Source organism: Micrococcus sp. iso_239, from assembly GCF_056173395.1.
In genome coordinates, this window is the sequence record NZ_CM149672.1 from 491,510 (window position 1) to 512,798 (window position 21,289).

Consider the following 21,289-nt stretch of genomic DNA (forward strand, 5'->3'; position numbering starts at 1 on the left):
GACGACGACGCGCGGGCCCGCCCGGATCCCTCCGGGCGGGCCCGCGCCCGTCCCGGCGCGACCAGGATCCTGCCAGGGGCGGGCAGTAGGCTGGGAGGGTCCCCGCCACGCGTCCGAAGGAGTCCGCGATGAGTCCGCGCCGCCCCCGCGTGCCCCGTGTCGACCCGACGACGGGCGCCCCGCGCCGGACCGCCGTCGCGGCCCCGGCGGCCCCGACGACGGCCTCCCCGAAGGCGGACACGCCCACGCCGACCCCCGCGGCCCCTGCGGCCCCCACGCCGGCGCCCGCGGCGACGGACGCCGAGGTCATCGACCTGCAGAGCATCCAGGAGCGCCGCCAGGCCGGTCACCCCGACGTGGACCGGGCCGACACGGCCCCCGCCGAGGACACCGCCGCCCCCGCATCCCCGTCGGCACCCCCGCGCCGGACGGCACCGGCCCGCCCGGCCGGGCGTCGGCCCCGGCCCGCCCCCCGCCGCGCCGCATCCGCCGCCGCCACGGCCGCCCGCCGTCGGGCCCCGCTACCGGAGCCGGTGCCGGCCCGGCAGATCACGGGCCGCTCGCTCATCGTCGTCGCCGTGCTGCTGGTGGCCGCCGTCCTGGTGGCGCCCACGCTGCGCGCGTTCCTGAACCAGCAGCTGGAGATCTCGGCCGCGCGCGAGGAGATCGCCGCCATGCAGGCCCAGCGCGAGGACTACGAACGGCGGATCCAGCTGTGGGACGATCCCGCCTACGTGACCCAGCAGGCGCGTGAGCGTCTCGAGCTGGTCATGCCGGGGGAGACCCTGTACTCCGTGACGGGACGACCCTCCGAGACCGAGACCGAGACCGAGACCGAGACCGACACCGAGGCCGAGGACACGCCCGCCGCCGGCGCGGACGAGGTCGTCAACACCCGCCTGCCGTGGGCCGAGGGCCTGTGGGACTCGGCCGTCCGCGCCGGGCTCGAGTGAACCCCGCGTCCCGCCCCCGCCCGCACCACCCCCGCACCCCCGAGGACACCATGACCGTCAGCCCCCGCCCCGCCCAGGACCGCACCGTCACCGAGCAGGACCTGGACACCCTGTCCCGCCAGCTCGGCCGCCCGGTCCGGGACGTCGTGGAGATCGGCGCCCGCTGCGTGTGCGGCAACCCCCTCGTGGCCACCACCGCGCCGCGGCTCTCCAACGGCATCCCGTTCCCCACGACCTTCTACCTGACCCACCCCGTGCTGACGGCGGCGGTCTCGCGCGTGGAGGCGGACGGGGAGATGGCGCGCATGAACGACCGCCTCGCCCAGGACCCCGCGCTCGCGGCCGCGCACCGCGCGGCGCACGAGGCCTACATCGCCGAGCGGGACCGGGTCGGGGCCGAGGCCGGCACGGGGCCCGTCCCGGAGATCGCCGGGGTCTCGGCCGGCGGCATGCCCGAGCGCGTGAAGTGCCTGCACGCCCTCGTGGGCCACGCGCTCGCGGCCGGGCCGGGGGTGAACCCGCTCGGGGACGAGGCGATCGCCCTGGTGGCCCCGTGGTGGACGCCCGAGGTCTGCGCGTGCGAGGGCGCGTGGGACGAGGCCGCGGCGGTGCCCACGAAGGACCTCTCCCGGCACGTGAAGCACCTCGAGCGCGTCGCCGCGCTGAAGGAGGTGACGGTGGCCGGCGTGGACTGCGGCACGAACTCCATCCGCCTGCTGATCTCCCGGCCGGCCGGGACGGACGAGACCACCGGCGCCGGGGCCGACCCGGCGGCGCCGCTGGCCGACGTCGTGCGCGAGATGCGCGTGGTGCGCCTGGGCGAGGGCGTGGACGCCACCGGCGCGTTCTCCGACGCCGCGCTGGAGCGCACCTTCGCGGCGGTCGACGAGTACGCCCGCCTGGTCCAGCGCCACCACGCCGGCCGGGTCCGGTTCGTGGCCACCTCCGCCAGCCGGGACGTCTCCAACCGGGCCGCGTTCGTCGACGGCGTCCGGGAGCGGCTCGGCGTCGAGCCGGAGGTCGTCTCGGGCGCCGAGGAGGCCGGCCTGTCCTTCGCGGGCGCCGTCTCCGCCGTCGAGACCGCGGACCTGGGCCCGGAGGACCTCGTGCTCGTCGTGGACCTCGGCGGCGGCTCCACCGAGCTGGTCGTCGGCACGCCCGCGGGCGAGGTCGTGGGCGCGGTCAGCCTGGACATGGGCTGCGTGCGGTTCACCGAGCGTCATCTGCGCTCCGACCCCCCGACGTCGGATGAGGTCACCGCGGCCCGCGCAGACGCGCTCCGTCTCCTCGACGACGCCGCCGCCCGCCTGCCGCTGGAACGCGTGGCGCGCGTGGTCGGCGTGGCCGGCTCGGTGACCACCGTGACCGCCGAGGCCCTCGGGCTCAGCACGTACGAGCCCGAGGCCATCCACGGTGCGCGCCTGCCGATCGCCGAGTTCCGCGCGGCGGCGGAGGGCCTCGTGGCGGCGACCCGGGCCGAACGCGCCGAGCGGGGGTTCATGCACCCGGGACGGGTGGACGTGATCGGCGCGGGCGCGCTGCTGTGGAGCACCGTCCTGGAGCGGGTGGCCGAGGTCGCGGGCGTCACCGAGGCCTGGGCGAGCGAGCACGACATCCTGGACGGGATCGTGCTCTCGCTGCGGTCCTGACCACGACGGCGGAGAGTGGAGGGGCCGGGCCCGTGCGTGCGTAGACTGGCGGTATGTCTCTCACCCCTGAACTGTCTCCCAAGCCGCGCCTGCTGATCGTCGGCGGCGGCTACGCCGGGTTCCATGTCGCCCGCGAGCTGCAGAAGAAGGTCGCCGAGCGCGGCGGCGTCGTGACCGTCGTCGACCCCCGCCCGTACATGACGTACTACCCGTTCCTGCCCGAGGTCGTGGGCGGCCACATCGAGGGCCGCCACGTGAACGTGGACCTGCAGACGCACCTCAAGGACGCCGAGGTCGTCCGCGGCGCCGTCGTGTCCGTGGACCACGCCGGCCGCACCGCCGTGGTGCGCGGCGAGGGCGGCGACGAGTTCGAGATCCCGTACCAGGACATCGTGATGACCGCGGGCGCCGTGACCCGCGTGTTCCCGATCCCGGGTCTGGGCGAGCAGGGCATCGGTCTGCGCTCGGTCGAGGAGGCCGTCCAGCTGCGCAACCAGATCCTGGAGCGCCTGGACGCCGGTTCCCTGATGACGGACGCCGAGGAGCGCAAGCGTGCCCTGACCTTCGTGGTGGTGGGCGGCGGCTTCGCCGGGATCGAGGCCATCGCGGAGATGGAGAACCTCATCCGCAACGCCGTGGAGCGCAACGAGCGCCTCTCCCAGTCGGAGATCCGGATCGTCCTCGTCGAGGCCATGGGCCGCATCATGCCCGAGGTCTCCGAGGAGCAGGCCCAGGGCGTGGTGGAGCACCTGAAGGACCGCGGCATCGAGGTCCTGCTCAACACCTCGCTGGGCGACGCCACGGACGGCGTCATGAAGCTCGTGGCCATGCCCTCCAAGGAGGAGGCGGAGACCTTCGCGGCGGACACCCTCGTGTGGTGCGCCGGCGTGGTGGCCAACTCCGTGGTCAAGAGCACCGACTTCCCGGTGGACGACCGCGGCCGCGTGGAGGCCACCCCCACCCTGCAGATCAAGGACGGCGAGGCCGGCGCGCTCGAGGGTGCGTGGGCCTGCGGCGACGTCTCCGCCGTGCCGGACCTGACCGGGGCCGGCCCGGGCGGCTTCTGCGTCCCGAACGCCCAGCACGCCATCCGTCAGGCCAAGCGTCTGGCCGCCAACTACATGGCCGTGCGCCACGGCGAGGGCGAGGTGCAGGAGTACGTGCACAAGTCCCTGGGCACCGTGGCGGGGCTGGGCTTCGGCCGCGGCGTGGGCAACCCGCTGGGCACCAAGATCGCCGGCATCCCGGCGTTCCTGGCCCACCGCGGCTACCACGGCTACGCGATGCCCACCCTGGAGCGGAAGTTCCGCATCCTGTCCGGCTGGGTCGCCGAGACCCTGTTCGGCCGTGACTCCACCTCGGTGGCGGGCCTGGACACCCCGTTCAACCCGTTCCGCCGCGCCGCGGGCGTCGAGCTCGAGCCCGGCCGCTTCGAGCGGCAGCGGGCCCTCGAGTCCTCGAAGGGCTGATCCCGCAGCCAGCGGGCCGCCGGCCCCGTCCGAGCGCATCGGGCGGGGCCGGCGTCGTCCGCACCCGGGCCCGCGTCCACGGGCCCGCCACGCCCCCGTGGCCCAACTGGCAGAGGCGGCCGACTTAAAATCGGCGTGTTGCGGGTTCGAGTCCCGCCGGGGGCACCACGCGTCTCCCCGCGCGCCTCGCTTCTGCGCCCACCGTGAACAGCCGGTGAACCGGCGCGGATCCACGCTCCGACCCCGCGCGCGGACACAGACCTCCCGATAGGATCGTGCTGAACCCCGGGGCACGAACGCGGCTCACTGCGGCGGCGTGCGACCGGGCCGACTCGACCCGAAGGAGTGAGCCGTGGCGAATCCGGTCATGAACTCTCAGAACTTCCAGCAGCAGATGCAGGGCGGCGGACAGGCGCAGCCCGGTTGGTACCAGGGCGGGCAGCAGTCCGCGCAGTCCCCGTACGGCCAGCAGCAGAGCCCGTACGGCCAGGCCCAGGCGTTCGGCGCCGGCCAGGCGGCCCAGCAGTACGCGCACCAGCAGTCCATGGAGGACGCCTTCCGCGCGCCCTCCGCCGGCCCGGAGCAGACCGGCCGGATGACCTTCAACGACGTCGTCGGCAAGACCGGCCTGATGCTCGTGCTCGTCGTGGTGGCGGGCGCCGTGGGCTGGTTCTCGCCGGGCCTGATGATCATCGGCGCGATCGCCGGCCTCGTGCTGGGCCTGGTCAACGCGTTCAAGCGCGAGCCCTCGCCCGTGCTGATCATGGCCTACGCCGTGGCGCAGGGCCTGTTCCTGGGCGGCATCTCGGCGTTCTTCGAGGGCGCCTACCCGGGCATCGTGGTGCAGGCCGTGCTCGGCACCTTCTCCGTGTTCGCGGTGATGCTGGCGCTCTACACCTCGGGCAAGTTCCGCCCGACCCCGCGCATGACGAAGATCGTCATGGGCGCCATGATCGGCTACCTCGTCTTCATGCTCGTCAACCTGGTCCTCACCTGGACCGGCATCGGCAACATGCGTGAGGGCGGCCTGGGCCTGATCATCGGCGCGATCGCCGTGCTGCTCGCCGCGTACTCGCTGACGATGGACTTCGAGATGGCCGCCGTGGGCGTGAAGAACGGCGCCCCGCAGAAGTACTCCTGGTCCGTGGCCTTCGGCCTGACCGTGACCCTGATCTGGCTGTACATCGAGATCCTGCGCATCGTCGCCATCCTGCGCGGCAACGACTGACCGGCGCCCCGTCCCCGCACGGAGACCCGCACCGCCGCCCCGGTCCTGCACAGGGCCGGGGCGGTCTGCGTCCGCGAGGGCGTAGATTGAGGGGGTCCCTCGCCGTCACCCAGGAGGTCCCGTGACCGAGACCAGCGACCTGCCCGCCTTCGGGGCCCCGGACGCCACCGGCACCCAGCACCGCCTGCACCGCGGGTCCGCGGAGGCCGTCGTCGTCGGCCTGGCCGGTGCCCTGCGCAGGTACCGCGTGTCCGGCGTGGACCTCACCGAGCCGTACGGCCCGGACGTGGTCCCGCCCGCCGCCAACGGCATCCAGATGAGCCCCTGGCCGAACCGCGTCGCCGGCGCCCGCTGGATCCTGGACGGCGTCGAGCAGCGCCTGGACGTCACCGAACCCGCGCGCGGCCACGCCAGCCACGGCCTGCTGCGCAACACCCACTTCGTCACCGAGACGTTCTCCGCCCACGCGGTGACCCTGCGCGGTGAGATCCACCCCCAGCACGGCTGGCCGTTCCGGCTCACCCACCGCGTCACGTACGAGCTCGAGGCGGACGGCGGCCTCACCGTCACCGCCGAGGTGCAGAACCACACGGACGCCACCGTGCCCGTGGCGGTCGGCGCCCACCCGTTCCTGCGGATCGGGGACGTCCCGACGGCGGAGCTGAGCCTGCGCGTGCCCGCGGACGCCTGGATCCGCACGGGGGAGGACCTCATCCCCGTGGAGACCCTGCCGGTGGACGGCACCGACCTGGACTTCCGCCGCGGCCGGGCCGTGGGCGAGGCCGCCCTGGACGTGTGCCTCACCGGCCTGACCCCGGACGCCGACGGCCGGCACCGCCAGACCCTGCTCGCCGCGGACGGCCGCGCCGTGACCCTGTGGACCGACCACGCGTTCGCCTACACCCACGTCTTCGTCACGGACCGGCTGCCCGGCCGTGACACGGCACTAGCGGTGGAGCCGCTCACCGCTCCCGCGGACGCCCTGAACTCGGGGGAGGGCCTGCACCGGCTCGCCCCGCACGCCCGCTGGAGCGTCCAGTGGGGTCTGACCCCCCATGTCCCCGACCACCCACACGAGGAGGATCGCGCGTGAGCTCGACCCTGGCGGCCCAGACCAAGATCAACAAGGACGTGCCCTATGGGCTGACGGTGGCCGCAGCCTGGTCCTGGCGGCTGGTGGCCGTCGTCATCGGCGTCGGCGTCGTGGTGTACCTGCTCAGCTTCGTGAGCCTCGTGCTGATCCCCATCCTGGTGGCCGCGCTGCTGGCCACCCTGCTGGCCCCGGTGTACCAGGCGATGCGGCGCATCCGGGTGCCGGGCGTCGCGGCCGCCCTGCTGTGCGTGCTGCTGCTGATCGTCGTCGTGGTGGGCCTCATGGGGCTCGCCGGTCAGCAGATCGTGCAGGGCTTCGCCCAGCTGGGCGACCAGCTGGGCCAGGCCGTCGACGGCGCGATCGCCTGGCTGGCCGGCGTGGGCGTGGAGATCCCCCGGTCCGGTGGCGGGCTGGAGGGCCTGTGGCAGACGCTGCGGGACAACTCCGCCACGCTCATGAACAGCGCCGTCTCGTTCGGCTCCACGGCCGTCAACATCGGTGCGGGCCTGTTCATCGCCCTGTTCTCCCTGATCTTCTTCCTCTACGACGGCGACCGCATCTGGCGCTTCCTCCTGATCTTCGTGCCGAAGGCGCACCGTGCCACCGTGGGCCGCGCGGGCCGCTCGGGCTGGCAGTCGCTCGGCTCCTACGTGCGGGTCCAGATCTTCGTGGCGTTCATCGACGCCGTCGGCATCGGCATCGGTGCCCTGATCCTGGGCGTGCCGCTGGCCATCCCGCTGGCCGTGCTCGTCTTCCTGGCCTCGTTCATCCCGATGATCGGCGCCACCCTGACCGGCGCGATGGCGGTGCTCCTGGCGTTGATTTCCAACGGCCTGGTCAATGCGCTGCTCATGCTGGGCGTGGTGCTGCTCGTGCAGCAGATCGAGTCGAACGTCCTGCAGCCGCTCGTGATGGGCAAGGCCGTCGCGCTGCACCCGCTGGCCGTGTTCCTGGCCGTCGCCGCCGGGTCCACCGTCTTCGGGCTGGCGGGCGCCGTGTTCGCCGTGCCGGTGCTGGCCTTCGTGAACAGCTTCGTCCGCGCCCTCACCGCGGACGTGCCCGAGGAGCTCACGGAGCGGACGGACCACGCCCTCGAACCGGGCGGCGCGGAGGACGAGACGGCCGGCTCCCACCGGTACCGCCCCTCGGCGCACGACGACGCCGCCCTCGCCTCCGAGGCCGACGCGGGCACCCGGCACGGGGACGACGCCTGATGGGCGCGACGCAGGCCACGGACACCCCGGACCGGACCGTCCCGACGCCGTCGCCCCGGTGGGTGCGGCCCGCCGGCGGCCCGCCGGCCCCGGCGGCGCTGCCCGTCACCCTCGAGGAGATCGAGCGGGCGCGCGAGACGCTGCGCGGGATCGCCGAGCTCTCCCCGCTGCAGCACTCCCGGGCGCTCTCCCGGGCCGCGGGCACGGACGTACACCTGAAGTGCGAGAACCTGCAGCGGGCCGGCTCGTTCAAGGTCCGCGGCGCCTACGTGCGGATGGCGCAGCTGAGCGAGGAGGAGCGCGGCCGCGGCGTCGTGGCCGCCTCGGCCGGCAACCACGCCCAGGGCGTCGCCCTCGCGGCCGCCAAGCTCGGCATCCGCGCCCGCATCTTCATGCCGCACGGCGTCGCCCTGCCCAAGCTGCAGGCCACCCGGGACCACGGCGCCGAGGTCGTCCTGCACGGCTCCACCGTGGACGAGTCCCTCGCCGAGGCGCAGCGGTGGGCCACGGAGACCGGTGCCGTGTTCATCCCGCCGTTCGACGACCCGGCCGTGATCGCGGGCCAGGGCACCGTCGGCCTCGAGATCCTCGACGTGCTGCCGGACGTGGACACCGTGATCATGGGCATCGGCGGCGGGGGACTCATCGCCGGCACGGCCGTGGCCCTCAAGGAGGCCGCCCGGCGTCGTGGGCGCACGGTGCGCGTCATCGGCGTGCAGGCTGCCACCGCCGCCGCGTTCCCCGGCTCCCTCGAGGAGGGCCGCGTCCAGGTGCTGGAGAGCGTGTCCACCATCGCGGACGGCATCGCCGTCGGCAAGCCCGGGGCCCTGCCGCTGCGGATCGCCGCCGAGCTGGTGGACGCCGTCGTGACCGTCACGGACGACGAGATCGCCGCGGCCCTCGTCCACCTCCTCGAGCGCTCCAAGCTCGTGGTGGAGCCGGCGGGCGCCGTCGGGGTGGCCGCCCTGCTGGCGGGCCGCACGGCGGACCTGGGCTTCGAGCTCGGCACCACCGCCGTGATCCTCTCCGGCGGGAACATCGATCCGATGCTCATGCTGAAGTCCATCCAGGCCGGATTGTCGGCCGCGGGGCGCTACATGACCGTGCGCATCCCGCTGCGGGACCGCCCGGGTGAGCTGGCCACGATCTCACGGATCATCGCGGACACGGACGCCAACGTGGTGCGCGTGGACCACACCCGCGTCGGCCCGGAGCTGTCCATGGGCGGCGTGCACATCACGATCGACATGGAGACCCGCGGCGCCGAGCACTCCGCCCAGGTCCTGGAGGCGCTGCGCGGGGCCGGCTACAGCCCGGCCCCGCTGCCCTGACCGGGCCGGCTCAGGCCACGGAGCCGGCGGCGGCCGCGGTGATGGTGCCGCAGGTCCCGCCCACCGCGCGGCGCACGGCCTGGACCAGGAGGTCCTCGCGCGTCAGCGTCTCGATGCGACGGACCATCTCGCGACGGTCATAGCGCTCGTGGGCGCCCGGCAGCAGGCGCCGGGCCAGGTTGAGGTGCTGCAGCACGCCGAGCAGGAGCACGTCCTCGTCGGAGGGCTCTGCCTCGTCCAGGACGACGGCGGTCAGGTGCGCGAGCAGCTCGGCGCGCTCGGTGCCGCGGGGGACGTGCCGGGTGGCCAGGAAGGCCTTGCGCTCGGTGAGGCGGCCGGTCTCGGTCAGATGGGCGACGACGGCCTTGCGCAGGTCCGGCTTGCCGGCCGCCACAGTGGCCACGAGCGGTCGGCCGGCCAGGGCGTCGACCTGTCCGAGGGAGGAGTCCAGGACGGGGTCGCCGGTGGTGCCGGCCGCGGTCACGAGCACGCGGGCCCGGTCCACGGGGACGTCCTCGAGGGTCACGATCCCGGCGGACCGGTGGTCGGCCAGCGCGGCGGCCGCGAGGGCAACGCGGTGGTGGGAGGGGCTCTCGGAGCACCCGTCCTCGCGGGTGAGCAGCAGGTGTGCCTTCTCGACGGTCAGCATGGGGCCAGAGTAGCAACGGGGGCGCGGTGGGGTCCGGGACGGACGGCGGCCGCGGTCCCCTCGGGGGGACCGCGGCCGCCGTCGGAGCCGGGCAGGGTCAGCCGGAGTAGGGCTGGACGTCCTTGACCTCGACCTTGATGTCCTTGCCGTTCGGGGCGGTGTAGGAGACCTTGTCGCCCTTCTTGGCGCCGTTGATGGCCTCACCGAGCGGGGAGCGCTCGGAGTAGACCTCGAGCGACTCGTCGTCCGCGGCGATCTCGCGGTTGCCGAAGAGGAAGGTCATCTCGTCGCCGGCGACGACGGCGGTCACCACGGTGCCCGGGTGCACGGCGCCGTCGTTCTCGGCGGCCTCGCCCACGCGGGCGGTCTCGAGCAGGTGCTTCAGCTCGGCGATGCGGCCCTCGTTCTTCGACTGCTCCTCGCGGGCGGCGTGGTAGCCGCCGTTCTCCTTGAGGTCGCCCTCGTCGCGGGCGGCCTCGATGCGCTCGATGATCTCCTGACGGCCGGGACCGGAGATGTACTCGAGCTCCTTGGAGAGGCGATCGTACGCCTCCTGGGTCAGCCACGGGGCGTCGGACTGGCTGGTGGTCATGCTCTGTTCCGCCTTTCTGTCTCGGGTGATGCGGAGTCCGGGGCGCGGCGCACCGGGTCTGGCGCGCGATCCGCGTCCGGCGGACGCGCCCGCATGCGAAAGACCCCGCCGATCAGGAGGACGCGCGTGACCCGAGGGCTCCGTGCGACGCCTGCCTGACTCACCGGCGGGGCGGGAATGCTCCGACGAGTCTATCCGGGCGGCGTGCGTCACACCAACGGCGGCCGCTTCGCCGAGGGCGGAGCACTCCGGGAGGGCTCAGACCTTGCGGCAGGTCTCGACGATGCCGGAGTCGCCCCGCACCACGGTGCGCACGTCCACGGTGTAGCGCTGCTGCGCGTCCGAGGGGGAGTCCCGCCGGTCGGCCGGCAGGGTCTCCAGGCGGACGGTGCGGAAGCCGACGGGGGCGGCGTGGGAGTCGGTGACGAGCACATCGCACTCGGCCTGCACGCCCTCCGGGACGGAGGCCTGGAAGGTGACGGTCGCGTGGCCGTCGTCCTCGATGGTGAAGCCGACGTCCTTGTACTCGATGGCGCCCACGGACATGTTCAGGCCGATCCACACGGACAGCAGCACGGCCACGACCAGCCCGAGCCCGCCGAGGCCCGCCCACAGCCGACGACGGCCCGGACGCGTGTGGTTCGTGCCGTACCGGTTGGCTAATGTGGGGTCCTGCGCGCGGACCGCGGGGGCGTGGTGAGACATCCCCTCCACCCTAGCCGCTGCCCGCCGCCGGAGGCCGATGACGACGTCGGCCTGGACCCCTCACGCCGCCGCCCCCGCGGCGGCCCCGCCATCCGGACAGGAGTGTGCGATCCACGTGACCGATCAGACCCCCCAGGCCCAGCCGGCCGCAGGCACCGCCCTGCCGCCCTCCACCGGGCTGCGTCTCATGGCGGTGCACGCCCACCCGGACGACGAGTCCTCGAAGGGGGCCGGCACCATGGCCGCCTACGCGGCGGCCGGGGCCGAGGTCATGGTCGTCACGTGCACCGGCGGCGAGGCCGGCACCCTGCTCAACCCGTCGTTCGGGGACACCACCCGGGCGGACCGGGACATCGCGGCCGTGCGCCGCGAGGAGATGGCGGAGGCCGCGCGCATCCTCGGCATCCGGCACGCCTGGCTCGGCTTCCTCGACTCGGGCCTGCCCGAGGGGGATCCGCTGCCGGCCCTCCCGGCGAACTGCTTCGCCGAGGTCCCGCTCCGGGATGCGGCGGCCCCGCTGATCTCGCTCGTGCGCCGGTTCCGCCCGCACGTGCTCATCTCCTACGACGAGGTCGGCGGCTACCCCCACCCGGACCACCTGCAGGCCCACGCCGTGACGATGGAGGCGTACCGGGCCGCGGGCCTCGCCGACGAGTACCCCGAGGCCGGGCCCGCCTGGGAGGTATCGAAGGTCTACTACGACTGCGGCTTCAACCCGCGGAAGTTCCGCACGATGGCCGCGGTGGCCGAGGCCGACGGCGAGGACGTGCCGTTCGCCCGACGCCTGATGATGTTCGACGCGATGGACGCGATGCGCGAGGTGCTGCGCCGCCGCGAAGCCGGGGAGGACGTGCCCGACCCGGAGGTCATCCCGCCGTGGGTCACCGCGGACCACGACGTCACCACGCAGGTGGACGTCACCGGCTTCCTCGACGAGCGCGACGCCGCCCTGCGGGCGCATCGCACCCAGATCGACCCCGACGGCATGTTCTTCGACGCGCCCCACGACCTGCAGCGGCGCGCCTGGCCGTGGGAGGACTTCGCGCTGATCGACTCGCGCGTGCCCTCCGAGCTGCCGGAGCACGACCTCTTCGCCGGCCTGCGCTGAGCCGACCCGGCTCGGGCCGTGCGGCCGGGGCCGGTAGAGTGGGGCGGCGTGACACCCCTGTCTGGCCTTCCCCTCGTCCTCACCGCGCTCGCGGCCGCGAGCCCCGCGCCGGTGCCCGCCGTCCCGGAGCCGACGCTGCGCCCCGGGCTCGAGGAGGCGGAGGTCACCCCCGGCATCGAAGGGTTCCTGTTCACCGCGCTCATGGTGGTCATGGCGATCATCGTCCTCCGCGTCATGGTCCGCTCGGTGCGCCGCGTCCAGCAGCGTTCCCCGGAGGCCGAGGCCATGCTCGTGGAGCGCCATCAGCAGCACCTGCCGGACGAGGTCCGCGCGGGCGGCGAGCACCTGGACGCGGACTCCGAGGACCGGCTGCGCCGCCTGCAGGAGAAGTACCCCGGGTACCTCCAGGAGCCGGCCCCGGAGCCCCAGGCCCCGGACACCGGACGCGACTGACCGTCGTCGGGCCCGTGCACGCCCGAGACTCGACGCCGGAGACTCCACGCCCGAACCCTTGAGGCCCGCAGACGCGCCGCTACGGCATGGACGTAGCGGCGCGTCTGCGGGCCTCGGCGCTGCCCGGCGGGGCGCAGACTCCCGTCCCCGACACGCTCAGGCGACGACGAGCACCGCCCGGTAGATGGCGACGGCGTGGCACACGAAGCCGGCCACCGTGAAGGCGTGGAACAGCTCGTGGAAGCCGAACCACTCGCGGTGGATCGTGGGGGCCTGCAGCGCGTAGCAGACCGCGCCCGTGATGTACGCGACGCCGCCGGCCACGATCAGCCACCCCGCCGCCGCATCCGCGGCGAAGAAGTCGCCCAGGTAGAGCAGCGCCGCCAGCCCGAGGGCCACGTACACCGGCGTGTAGAGCCAGCGCGGCGCGTCCGTCCACAGCACCCGGAACGCGACGCCGGCCACGGCCCCCACCCACACCAGGGTGAGCAGCACGCGCGCCCGGTCCGGAGCCAGCAGGGCCAGGGAGAGCGGCGTGTAGGTGCCGGCGATGACCAACATGATGTTCGTGTGGTCCAACCGCTTGAGGACACGGGAGACCACCTCGTTCCACTGCACCAGGTGGTACGTCGCCGAGACCCCGAACAGCAGCAGGCCCGTCACGGCGTAGACCGCGCTGGCCCACCGCAGCGTCGCGGTCGGCGCGAGCACGATGAGCACGATGCCGGCCGCGAGCGTCAGCGGCGCCATGACCGCGTGGATCCAGCCGCGCAGTCGGGGCTTGTACAGCGGATGGTCGGGGTCGCGGATGCGCTCGATGCGCCAGCGCAGGCGACGGGCGGCGTCGGTCTCGCGGAGGGGTGTCACAGGGTCCATGCCTCCATTGTCGTCGGTCGGCCCGGGGCCGGGGCACGGGATGGTCGCTGTGTGCCGCGCGCGTATCCTGGAGGCTCGCAGGACCGTCCGAGAGGGGAGCGCGCCGTGGGTCGACCCGAGGCCTTCTACCGCCTGTACGAGCGGCGGCTGACGCGCGGCCTGGACCCGGAGCGCCTGCCCCGGCACATCGGCGTGCTGGTGGACGGCAACCGTCGCTGGGCCCGCGCGTTCGGGGCGTCCACGCAGCAGGGCCACCAGGCCGGAGCTGAGCGCATCCTCGACTTCATCGGCTGGTGCGACGAGGCCGGCATCCCCGTGGTCACGCTCTACATGCTCTCCACCGAGAACCTGCGGCGTCCGGCGGAGGAGCTCGCCCCGCTCCTGGAGATCATCCAGACGACGGCGGAGCGCCTCGCCCAGCCGGCCGAGGGCCGCGCCCCCGTGTGCGTGCAGCCGGTCGGCGCGGTGGACCTGCTCCCCGAGCCCATGGCGCGACGGCTCGCCGAGGTCGCCGAGCAGACCAAGGGCCACGACGGCGTGCACGTGAACGTGGCCGTGGGCTACGGGGGCCGCCAGGAGATCCTCGACGCCGTGCGCGAGCTGCTGCGGGACGAGCACGCCCTGGGCCACAGCGCGGCGGAGGTGGCCGAGTCCGTCACCGTCGAGCAGATCGCGGACCGGCTCTACACGCGCGGCCAGCCGGACCCGGACCTGGTCATCCGCACGTCCGGGGAGCAGCGGCTCTCCGGGTTCCTGCTCTGGCAGTCCGCGTACTCGGAGTTCTACTTCTGCGAGGCCATGTGGCCCGCGTTCCGCAAGGTCGACTTCCTGCGTGCCCTGCGCGACTACGGCAGCCGTCAGCGCCGGTTCGGCACCTGACGGTCGGCGCGGCCCCACCACAGGCCCAGCAGCACCCCGACGACGGCCCCGGCCAGGTGGCCGGTCCACGAGATGCCGGGTGCCGGCAGCAGGCCGATCAGGCTCGAGCCCAGGTGCGTGAGGGCAACGAGCACGGAGACGACGACCGCCCCGATCCGCCGCACCGCGACCCCGTAGACGATCAGGAACGCGATCAGCGCGTACACGATCCCGGAGGCGCCGATGTGCACGCCCGGGGTGCCGATCACCCAGGTCAGCAGGCCCGAGCCCAGCCAGGCGCAGACGAGCAGGGCCACCGGCCGGCGCGAGACCAGGGCGGCCAGCGGACCGAGGACGAGCAGCGCCGTCGTGTTGCCGATCAGGTGGGCCCAGCCGGCATGCAGCACGGGGGAGAACAGGACCCCGTCGAGGCCGTCGAGGCGTCGCGGGATCAGGCCCACGCCGGGGATGATCACCCGGCCGAGGAAGATCAGCACGAACTGCGCGACCCACATGGCCGCGATCAGCACGGCGGTGGGCGCGACGGCGCCCAGCAGGCGGCCGCCGGCGCGCTCGGCCAGGGTCGGGGCGGGGGCCGGGCCGCCCGGCAGATCGGGCAGGCCGGGGGACGGGCGGTGCATGCTCAAGGGCCCTCCTGTGGACGGGGAGCGGGCGGCCGTCGGGACGTCGGCGGCGCGTCTCCAGTGTAGGGAGCGCGGGACGCCGGGGCCGTGGCGGGGCCCGGACGGACCGTCACCGCGACTTCATCCCGGGTTCACCGTGCCGGGCCCCGGCGGACGACGCCGCTTCCTAGCGTGGCCCGTGGGCGGACCCCCGCCCGCACGGTTCACCGGCACAGGAGGCAGACATGGTGGCAGAGCTCGTGGAGCACGCGCAGACCCGGCAGGAGCCGTCGAGCCGGCCGGGCCAGGCGCGTGCCGAGGCGGGGGCGGCGGAGGCGACCGGCCTGCGGACCTACGTGGTGGACACGTCCGTGCTGCTCTCGGACCCGCGCGCCCTGCTGCACTTCGCCGAGCACGAGGTGGTCCTGCCGCTCGTGGTGGTCTCGGAGCTTGAGGCCAAGCGCGCCGACCCCGACCTCGGCTACGACGCGCGCACGGCCCTGCGCCTGCTCGACGACCTGCGCGGCCGCCACGGCGCGCTGGACCAGCCCGTGCCGATCACCCCCGAGGGCGGCACGCTGCGGATCGAACTGAACCACGTGTCCGTGGACGTGCTGCCCCTGGGCATCCGCGGCACGGACAACGACTCCCGCATCCTCGCCGTCGCGAAGGCGCTCGCGGACGAGGGCGCCACGGTCACGGTCGTGTCCAAGGACCTGCCGATGCGCGTGAAGGCGGCGGCCATGGGCCTCGCCGCGGACGAGTACCGCCACGAGCTCGTGCGTGACTCGGGCTGGCGCGGCACCGTCTCCCTCAGCGTGGCGCAGGAGCGGCTGGACGCCCTCTACGACGACGGCGAGGTCGACCTGGCCGGCGTCCCGCTGGGGACCCTGACCGGCACGGGCGTCGAGACCGGGCCGGAGGAGGCCCCGGCCGAGGCGGACCGCCTGCCGGTCAACACGGGGCTGGTGCTCACCGCGCCCCGGGGCTCCGCCCTGGCCCGGGTCGGCGAGGGCGGCCGAGCCTGCCTGGTGCGCGGGGACCGCGACGTGTTCGGCCTGCACGGCCGTTCCGCCGAGCAGCGGCTGGCCATCGAGCTGCTGACGGATCCGAGCGTGGGCATCGTCTCCCTCGGCGGCCGCGCGGGCACCGGCAAGTCCGCGCTGGCGCTGTGCGCGGGCCTCGACGCCGTGATGGAGCGCCGCGAGCACCGCAGGGTGGTCGTGTTCCGCCCGCTGTACGCCGTCGGCGGCCAGGACCTGGGCTACCTGCCCGGCTCCGAGGGCGACAAGATGGGCCCGTGGGCGCAGGCCGTGTTCGACACCCTGGGCGCGCTCGTCTCCCCGTCCGTGGTGGACGAGGTGGTGGACCGCGGGATGCTGGAGATCCTGCCGCTGACGCACATCCGCGGCCGCTCGCTGCACGATGCGTGGGTGATCGTGGACGAGGCGCAGTCGCTCGAGCGGAACGTGCTGCTCACGGTGCTGAGCCGGATGGGCCGCAACTCGAAGGTGGTGCTGACCCACGACGTCGCCCAGCGGGACAACCTGCGCGTGGGCCGGCACGACGGCATCGCGGCCGTGGTGGAGCGCCTCAAGGGCCACCCGCTGTTCGGACACGTGACGCTGACCCGTTCCGAGCGCTCGCCGATCGCCGCGCTGGTCACGGACCTGCTGGAGGAGGGCCGAGCCTGAGCCGGGCATGAAAAAGGGGCCGCTGCCGAAGCAGCGGCCCCCGGCGGGGGTGCTCGGCCCCGCGGAGGGGGGATGGGGGGCCGAGGAAGCCCGCCACCATGGCCCCTTTGAAACGGGATTGAGGCCATGGGGTCTGTGTGAGCCCCGTACGTCCATCAGACGGCCGGAAGCTCGTGACTTCACAGTAGACCCACGCGAGGGCTCGTCGCAATGGGCGGCTCCGGTTGCGCTGTGGGCAGAACACGGGGTGGCCGGACCGTGAACGCGAGGTGGCCTGATCGCCTGTGGACGACGGCCCGGCGGGTGCGCCGCCCGGCCTAGGCTGGGCGCATGAGCGGGGTGGGATGGGCGTGGACGCACGGCGCGCCGGCGACGGCGGTGCTGTGGTCCCTGGGACTGGTGTGGTTCGCGGTGTGCTCGGGCGTGCTCGTGCGCACGGACCTGCGCGAACATCGGCTGCCGAACCGATGGACGCTGCGGCTGGCGCTGGGCGGGTTGGCGATGATGACCGGGGGAGCGCTGCTGGCGGGCCGGGGTGACCTGGCCCTCTGCAGCCTGCTGGGCGGTCTCGGCTACACCGTGGCGATGCTCGCGCTGCACGTGCTCAGCCGCGGCGGCCTCGGGATGGGGGACGTGAAGCTCGCCGGCGGGCTGGGCGTGTACACGGGGGTGCTCGGTCCGACGGCGGTGCTCGCCGCCGGGGTGGGCGCGATCCTGCTCGGCGGCGTCGTGGCGGGGCTGCTGGTCCTCGCGGGCCGGGCGACGGGGCGAACGGCGCTGCCGTTCGGGCCGGCGATGGTGGCGGCGGCCGCCGGAGTGCTGGTGCTGGCGTGAACGACGAGCGGCCGCCCTCCGCACGGGAGGACGGCCGCTCGGCGTCGTGGCCCGGGAGGCGGCGTCGCGCCGCTCACCGAATCCGCCGGATCACTCCGGGTGGGTCATGGACATGGTGTCCAGGGCCTTGTCCAGCTGCTCCTCGGTGATCTCGCCGCGCTCGACGTAGCCGAGGTCCACGACGGCCTCGCGCACGGTCATCTTGTTCGCGACGGCGTGCTTGGCGATCTTGGCGGCGGCCTCGTAGCCGATCACCTTGTTCAGCGGGGTCACGATGGACGGCGAGGCGCCGGCGAGGAAGGCGCAGCGCTCCTCGTTGGCCTCGATGCCGTCGATCATCTTGTCCGCCATGACGCGCGTCGTGTTGGCCAGCAGGCGGATGGACTCGAGCAGGTTGGCGGCCATCACGGGGATGCCCACGTTGAGCTCGAACGCGCCGTTGGTGGAGGACAGGGCGACGGTGGTGTCGTTGCCGATCACCTGGGCGCACACCATGATCGCGGCCTCGCAGATCACGGGGTTGACCTTGCCCGGCATGATCGAGGAGCCCGGCTGCAGGTCCGGGATGGCGATCTCGCCGAGGCCGGTGTTCGGGCCGGAGCCCATCCAGCGCAGGTCGTTGTTGATCTTCATGAGCGAGAACGCGATGTTCCGCAGCTGGCCGGAGGCCTCCACGAGGCCGTCACGGTTGGCCTGGGCCTCGAAGTGGTTGCGGGCCTCGGTCAGCGGCAGACCGGTCTCCTCGGCGAGCAGCTCGATCACGCGGGCGGAGAAGCCCTTCGGGGTGTTGATGCCGGTGCCCACGGCGGTGCCGCCGAGCGGGACCTCGGCCACGCGCGGCAGCGCGGACTGGATGCGCTCGATGCCGTAGCGGACCTGCGCGGCGTAGCCGCCGAACTCCTGGCCCAGGGTCACCGGAGTGGCGTCCATGAGGTGGGTGCGGCCGGACTTCACGACGCCGGCGAAGGCCTCCGCCTTCTTCTCGAGGGAGACGGCCAGGTGGTCCAGCGCCGGGACGAGGTCGTTCACGAGGGCGGCGGTGACGGCCACGTGCACGGAGGTCGGGAACACGTCGTTCGAGGACTGGGAGGCGTTGACGTGGTCGTTGGGGTGCACCTCGTCCTCGGAGCCGGCCTCCTTCAGTGCGCGGGTGGCGAGGGTGGCGAGCACCTCGTTGGTGTTCATGTTGGAGGAGGTGCCGGAGCCGGTCTGGAACACGTCGATCGGGTACTGGTCGTCGTGGTCGCCGGCGATGACCTGGTCCGCGGCGGCGACGATGGCGTCCGCGCGCTCCTGCGAGATGATGCCCAGCTCGGCGTTCGCCTTGGCCGCGGCCTTCTTGACCTGCGCGAGGGCGTGGATGTGGGCGGGCTCGAGGCCCTTGCCGGAGATCGGGAAGTTCTCCACGGCGCGCTGGGTCTGTGCACGGTAGAGCGCGTTCACCGGCACCTTCACCTCGCCCATGGTGTCGTGCTCGATGCGGAACTGCTGATCGGTGTTCTCTGCGGTCATGGTCACATCCTAGGACGGCGTGGGCGCCCGGTGCCGCACCGGACGCCCGACGTCGTCAGACCGCCAGGTCGCCGTGCACGCGGCCCGGTCGCGCGGTGCCCTCGGACAGCGAGTAGGTGAGCCCGACGACGGCGGTGCGCCCGGACTCGACGGCCGCGCGGACGGACTGCGAGGTCTCCAGGAGGTGGTCGCAGGTCTGGTCCACGTGCTCGGCCACGAACTCGTCGACCTCCTCCAGCCCGCGGCGACGCCCGGCCAGCACGGACGGGATGATGCGCTCCACGAGGGGGCGCACGAAGCCGCGCGGCATGGTGCCGGAGATGTAGGACTCGACCGTCGCCGTGACGGCGCCGCACGAGTTGTGGCCCAGGACGATGACGAGCGGGATCTCCAGCACGTCCACGCCGTACTCGATGGAGCCCAGCACGGCGTCGTCGATCACGTGGCCGGCCGTGCGCACCACGAACACGTCGCCGAGGCCGAGGTCGAAGATGATCTCGGCCGCCAGGCGCGAGTCGGCGCAGCCGAAGATCACGGCGACCGGGGCCTGACCGGCGGTCAGGTCGCTGCGCCGCTCGGCGTTCTGGTTCGGGTGGCTCGGCTCGCCCGCCACGAAGCGGCGGTTGCCCTCGGCGAGGACCTCCCACGCCTCGGCGGGGGTCAGGTCGGAGGTGGGGACGACGACGTCGGGGGCCGGCGTCGTCTCGGGGCGGGTGTGGGGGGTCATCGGGTCTCCTTCGCGACGCCGTGCGCCAGGTCTTCGAGGACGGCCTGGTCGCCGGTGGTGGTCAGCACCACGGTGCTGCCGTCCACCTCCGCCACGAGCCGTCGCTCCGGCTTCTTCGGATCGGCGTGGAGGTCCCACGCGATCCCGTCGATCTCGATCGTCTCCGACGTCGGGACCTGGTCCACCCGCAGGCTCACCCAGGTGGGGTCGACGTCCTCGGCCTGCTGCAGGCCCGCGAACACCGTGTCCGTGACCACCCAGCCGACGTCCCACGTGGAGACGCCGTCCAGCTTCTGCAGGCGGGCGTAGTTGGCGTACCAGGACTCCGGTACCTCGGGCGCCAGGGCCGGCAGGTCGCCGTCGTCGTGGGGGATCGTGGCGGCCTCGGCGGCGACGTCGACGCGGTCCTCACGGGGCCGCTGCGGCGGCTCCGGGTTGAGCAGGAGGACCACGGCCACGATCGCCAGCAGAGCCGCCAGGGAGAGCACCATGGCCATCCACGGCTGCCGGGCCCGCTGCGCCTGCGTGGCGGTCAGGACGGGACGGGGGGCGGGGGCGTGGGGGTCGGCGGAGCTCACGGTCAGCATTGTGCCACCCACGGGAGGCCGCCCCCGTAGGATGAGGACCGGGGCAGAGCCGCCCTCACGCCCCGTCCCGTGCGGACGGAGCGCCGCGAGCAAGGATCGGAGCAGCGATGACCAGCGCGTCCTCGGAGAAGACCGGCTACGAGAATCACGTCCCGGACCGCAACCTGGCCATGGAGTTGGTGCGGGTGACCGAGGCGGCGGCCATCGCCGCGAGCCCCTGGGTGGGCTACGGGGACAAGAACAAGGCGGACGGCGCCGCGGTGGACGCGATGCGCGCGTTCATGGACACCGTGGCCATGGACGGCACCGTGGTGATCGGCGAGGGCGAGAAGGACGAGGCCCCCATGCTGTTCAACGGCGAGCAGGTCGGCGACGGCTCCGGCGCCGCCGTGGACGTGGCCGTGGACCCGATCGACGGCACCCGCCTGACCGCCATGGGCTACAACAACGCGCTCTCCGTCTTCGCGGTGGCCGAGCGCGGCACCATGTTCGACCCGTCGGCCGTGTTCTACATGGACAAGCTCGTGGTGGGCCCCGAGGCCGCCGACTTCGTGGACATGCGCCTGCCGGTGAAGCAGAACGTGAACCTCGTGGCCAAGGCCCTGGACAAGCCCGTCTCCCAGGTGACCGTGTGCGTGCTGGACCGCCCCCGCCACGAGGGCCTGGTCAAGGAGATCCGCCAGGCCGGCGCCCGGGTGAAGTTCATCCTGGACGGCGACGTCGCCGGCGCCATCGCTGCCGCCCGCCCGGGCACCGGCGTGGACATGATGATGGGCATCGGCGGCACCCCCGAGGGCATCGTCACCGCGTGCGCGATCAAGGCCACCGGCGGCATCATCCAGGGTCGCCTGGCCCCCACCGACGACGCCGAGAAGCAGAAGGCCCTCGACGCCGGCCTCGACCTCGACGCGGTGCTGACCACGAACGAGCTGGTCACCTCCGACCACTGCTACTTCGCGGCCACCGGCATCACCGACGGCGACCTGCTGCGCGGTGTGCGCTTCGCCGACGGCCGCGTGCACACGCAGTCCATCGTGATGCGCTCGTCGTCCGGCACGGTCCGCACCGTGGACGCCGAGCACGACGTGAAGAAGTGGTCCAAGTGGCTGGGGGACCGCGACGCCCGCTGAGCCC

The 21,289-nt window shown here is 73.6% G+C and carries 21 protein-coding genes and 1 tRNA gene; 14 read left to right on the forward strand and 8 right to left on the reverse strand.

Annotation, left to right across the window (positions count from 1 at the left end; genetic code table 11):
- The first annotated feature begins 128 nt into the window (after window positions 1-128).
- From AC0VX2_RS02225 to ilvA, 8 genes are all read left to right on the forward strand, one after another.
- Window positions 129-953 (forward strand): FtsB family cell division protein, encoded by an 825-nt coding sequence (locus AC0VX2_RS02225; protein WP_101965734.1) that lies wholly within the window; start codon window positions 129-131, stop codon window positions 951-953.
- Window positions 954-1,003: 50 nt separating this feature from the next.
- Window positions 1,004-2,602 (forward strand): DUF501 domain-containing protein, encoded by a 1,599-nt coding sequence (locus AC0VX2_RS02230; RefSeq protein WP_144868923.1) that lies wholly within the window; start codon window positions 1,004-1,006, stop codon window positions 2,600-2,602.
- 53 nt (window positions 2,603-2,655) lie between these two features.
- A complete protein-coding gene (locus AC0VX2_RS02235; protein WP_036316342.1) occupies window positions 2,656-4,071 on the forward strand; it encodes an NAD(P)/FAD-dependent oxidoreductase in 1,416 nt (471 codons plus the stop codon).
- A 91-nt stretch (window positions 4,072-4,162) separates the two neighbouring features.
- Window positions 4,163-4,239, forward strand: a tRNA-Leu gene (locus AC0VX2_RS02240).
- A 184-nt stretch (window positions 4,240-4,423) separates the two neighbouring features.
- On the forward strand, window positions 4,424-5,299 hold the full coding sequence (locus AC0VX2_RS02245) for a Bax inhibitor-1/YccA family protein (protein WP_036384970.1): 876 nt from the start codon (window positions 4,424-4,426) through the stop codon (window positions 5,297-5,299).
- Between the two features lie 121 nt (window positions 5,300-5,420).
- Complete coding sequence (locus AC0VX2_RS02250; protein ID WP_060973858.1) at window positions 5,421-6,392, forward strand: aldose 1-epimerase family protein; 972 nt, start codon at window positions 5,421-5,423, stop codon at window positions 6,390-6,392.
- Complete coding sequence (locus tag AC0VX2_RS02255) at window positions 6,389-7,606, forward strand: AI-2E family transporter (RefSeq protein ID WP_129867125.1); 1,218 nt, start codon at window positions 6,389-6,391, stop codon at window positions 7,604-7,606. Before AC0VX2_RS02250 ends, AC0VX2_RS02255 begins: the two co-directional genes overlap by 4 nt.
- Window positions 7,606-8,937 (forward strand): threonine ammonia-lyase, encoded by a 1,332-nt coding sequence (ilvA, locus tag AC0VX2_RS02260; protein WP_060973860.1) that lies wholly within the window; start codon window positions 7,606-7,608, stop codon window positions 8,935-8,937. Before AC0VX2_RS02255 ends, ilvA begins: the two co-directional genes overlap by 1 nt.
- Before the next feature lie 10 nt (window positions 8,938-8,947).
- Here ilvA and AC0VX2_RS02265 read toward each other — a convergent pair whose 3' ends face one another.
- The 3 genes from AC0VX2_RS02265 to AC0VX2_RS02275 form a co-directional block, all read right to left on the reverse strand.
- Window positions 8,948-9,586: a GPP34 family phosphoprotein gene (locus AC0VX2_RS02265; protein WP_036316333.1), complete on the reverse strand. Its 639-nt coding sequence runs from the start codon at window positions 9,584-9,586 to the stop codon at window positions 8,948-8,950.
- Between the two features lie 97 nt (window positions 9,587-9,683).
- Window positions 9,684-10,178 (reverse strand): transcription elongation factor GreA, encoded by a 495-nt coding sequence (greA, locus tag AC0VX2_RS02270; protein WP_060973861.1) that lies wholly within the window; start codon window positions 10,176-10,178, stop codon window positions 9,684-9,686.
- 258 nt (window positions 10,179-10,436) lie between these two features.
- Window positions 10,437-10,883 (reverse strand): DUF4307 domain-containing protein, encoded by a 447-nt coding sequence (locus AC0VX2_RS02275; RefSeq protein WP_036316331.1) that lies wholly within the window; start codon window positions 10,881-10,883, stop codon window positions 10,437-10,439.
- 115 nt (window positions 10,884-10,998) lie between these two features.
- Here AC0VX2_RS02275 and mca point away from each other — a divergent pair, with 115 nt between their 5' ends.
- The gene (gene mca / locus AC0VX2_RS02280) at window positions 10,999-11,991 is read left to right on the forward strand and encodes a mycothiol conjugate amidase Mca (RefSeq protein WP_081097734.1); all 993 of its coding nucleotides are present in this window, start codon (window positions 10,999-11,001) and stop codon (window positions 11,989-11,991) included.
- A 48-nt stretch (window positions 11,992-12,039) separates the two neighbouring features.
- Window positions 12,040-12,444 carry a hypothetical protein gene (locus AC0VX2_RS02285; RefSeq protein ID WP_036384966.1) on the forward strand — a complete coding sequence of 135 codons (405 nt, stop codon included), beginning with the start codon at window positions 12,040-12,042 and terminating at the stop codon, window positions 12,442-12,444.
- Window positions 12,445-12,600: 156 nt separating this feature from the next.
- Here AC0VX2_RS02285 and trhA read toward each other — a convergent pair whose 3' ends face one another.
- On the reverse strand, window positions 12,601-13,320 hold the full coding sequence (gene trhA / locus AC0VX2_RS02290) for a PAQR family membrane homeostasis protein TrhA (protein ID WP_119217514.1): 720 nt from the start codon (window positions 13,318-13,320) through the stop codon (window positions 12,601-12,603).
- 105 nt (window positions 13,321-13,425) lie between these two features.
- Between trhA and AC0VX2_RS02295 the strand changes: the two genes are divergently transcribed.
- The gene (locus AC0VX2_RS02295; protein WP_041105013.1) at window positions 13,426-14,199 is read left to right on the forward strand and encodes an isoprenyl transferase; all 774 of its coding nucleotides are present in this window, start codon (window positions 13,426-13,428) and stop codon (window positions 14,197-14,199) included.
- Here AC0VX2_RS02295 and AC0VX2_RS02300 read toward each other — a convergent pair.
- Complete coding sequence (locus AC0VX2_RS02300; RefSeq protein ID WP_227717990.1) at window positions 14,178-14,819, reverse strand: rhomboid family intramembrane serine protease; 642 nt, start codon at window positions 14,817-14,819, stop codon at window positions 14,178-14,180. The genes AC0VX2_RS02295 and AC0VX2_RS02300 overlap by 22 nt on opposite strands.
- A gap of 227 nt (window positions 14,820-15,046) precedes the next feature.
- Between AC0VX2_RS02300 and AC0VX2_RS02305 the strand changes: the two genes are divergently transcribed.
- Together AC0VX2_RS02305 and AC0VX2_RS02310 are read left to right on the forward strand one after the other, a co-directional pair.
- A complete protein-coding gene (locus AC0VX2_RS02305) occupies window positions 15,047-16,495 on the forward strand; it encodes a PhoH family protein (RefSeq protein WP_207476758.1) in 1,449 nt (482 codons plus the stop codon).
- A 330-nt stretch (window positions 16,496-16,825) separates the two neighbouring features.
- Window positions 16,826-17,329, forward strand: a complete 504-nt coding sequence (locus tag AC0VX2_RS02310) for a prepilin peptidase (RefSeq protein ID WP_041105007.1) — start codon at window positions 16,826-16,828, stop codon at window positions 17,327-17,329.
- A gap of 90 nt (window positions 17,330-17,419) precedes the next feature.
- Here the strand turns inward: AC0VX2_RS02310 and AC0VX2_RS02315 are convergent, their stop codons facing one another.
- The 3 genes from AC0VX2_RS02315 to AC0VX2_RS02325 are packed head-to-tail and all read right to left on the reverse strand — an operon-like array spanning window position 17,420 to window position 20,155.
- Window positions 17,420-18,841 (reverse strand): class II fumarate hydratase, encoded by a 1,422-nt coding sequence (locus AC0VX2_RS02315; protein WP_044659622.1) that lies wholly within the window; start codon window positions 18,839-18,841, stop codon window positions 17,420-17,422.
- A 55-nt stretch (window positions 18,842-18,896) separates the two neighbouring features.
- Window positions 18,897-19,568: a carbonic anhydrase gene (locus AC0VX2_RS02320; RefSeq protein WP_002854504.1), complete on the reverse strand. Its 672-nt coding sequence runs from the start codon at window positions 19,566-19,568 to the stop codon at window positions 18,897-18,899.
- Window positions 19,565-20,155 carry a DUF4245 domain-containing protein gene (locus AC0VX2_RS02325; protein ID WP_002854501.1) on the reverse strand — a complete coding sequence of 197 codons (591 nt, stop codon included), beginning with the start codon at window positions 20,153-20,155 and terminating at the stop codon, window positions 19,565-19,567. Before AC0VX2_RS02325 ends, AC0VX2_RS02320 begins: the two co-directional genes overlap by 4 nt.
- A gap of 107 nt (window positions 20,156-20,262) precedes the next feature.
- On the opposite strand from AC0VX2_RS02325, the gene glpX reads away from it, so the two are divergent.
- On the forward strand, window positions 20,263-21,285 hold the full coding sequence (glpX, locus tag AC0VX2_RS02330) for a class II fructose-bisphosphatase (RefSeq protein WP_010079310.1): 1,023 nt from the start codon (window positions 20,263-20,265) through the stop codon (window positions 21,283-21,285).
- Window positions 21,286-21,289: the final 4 nt, after the last annotated feature.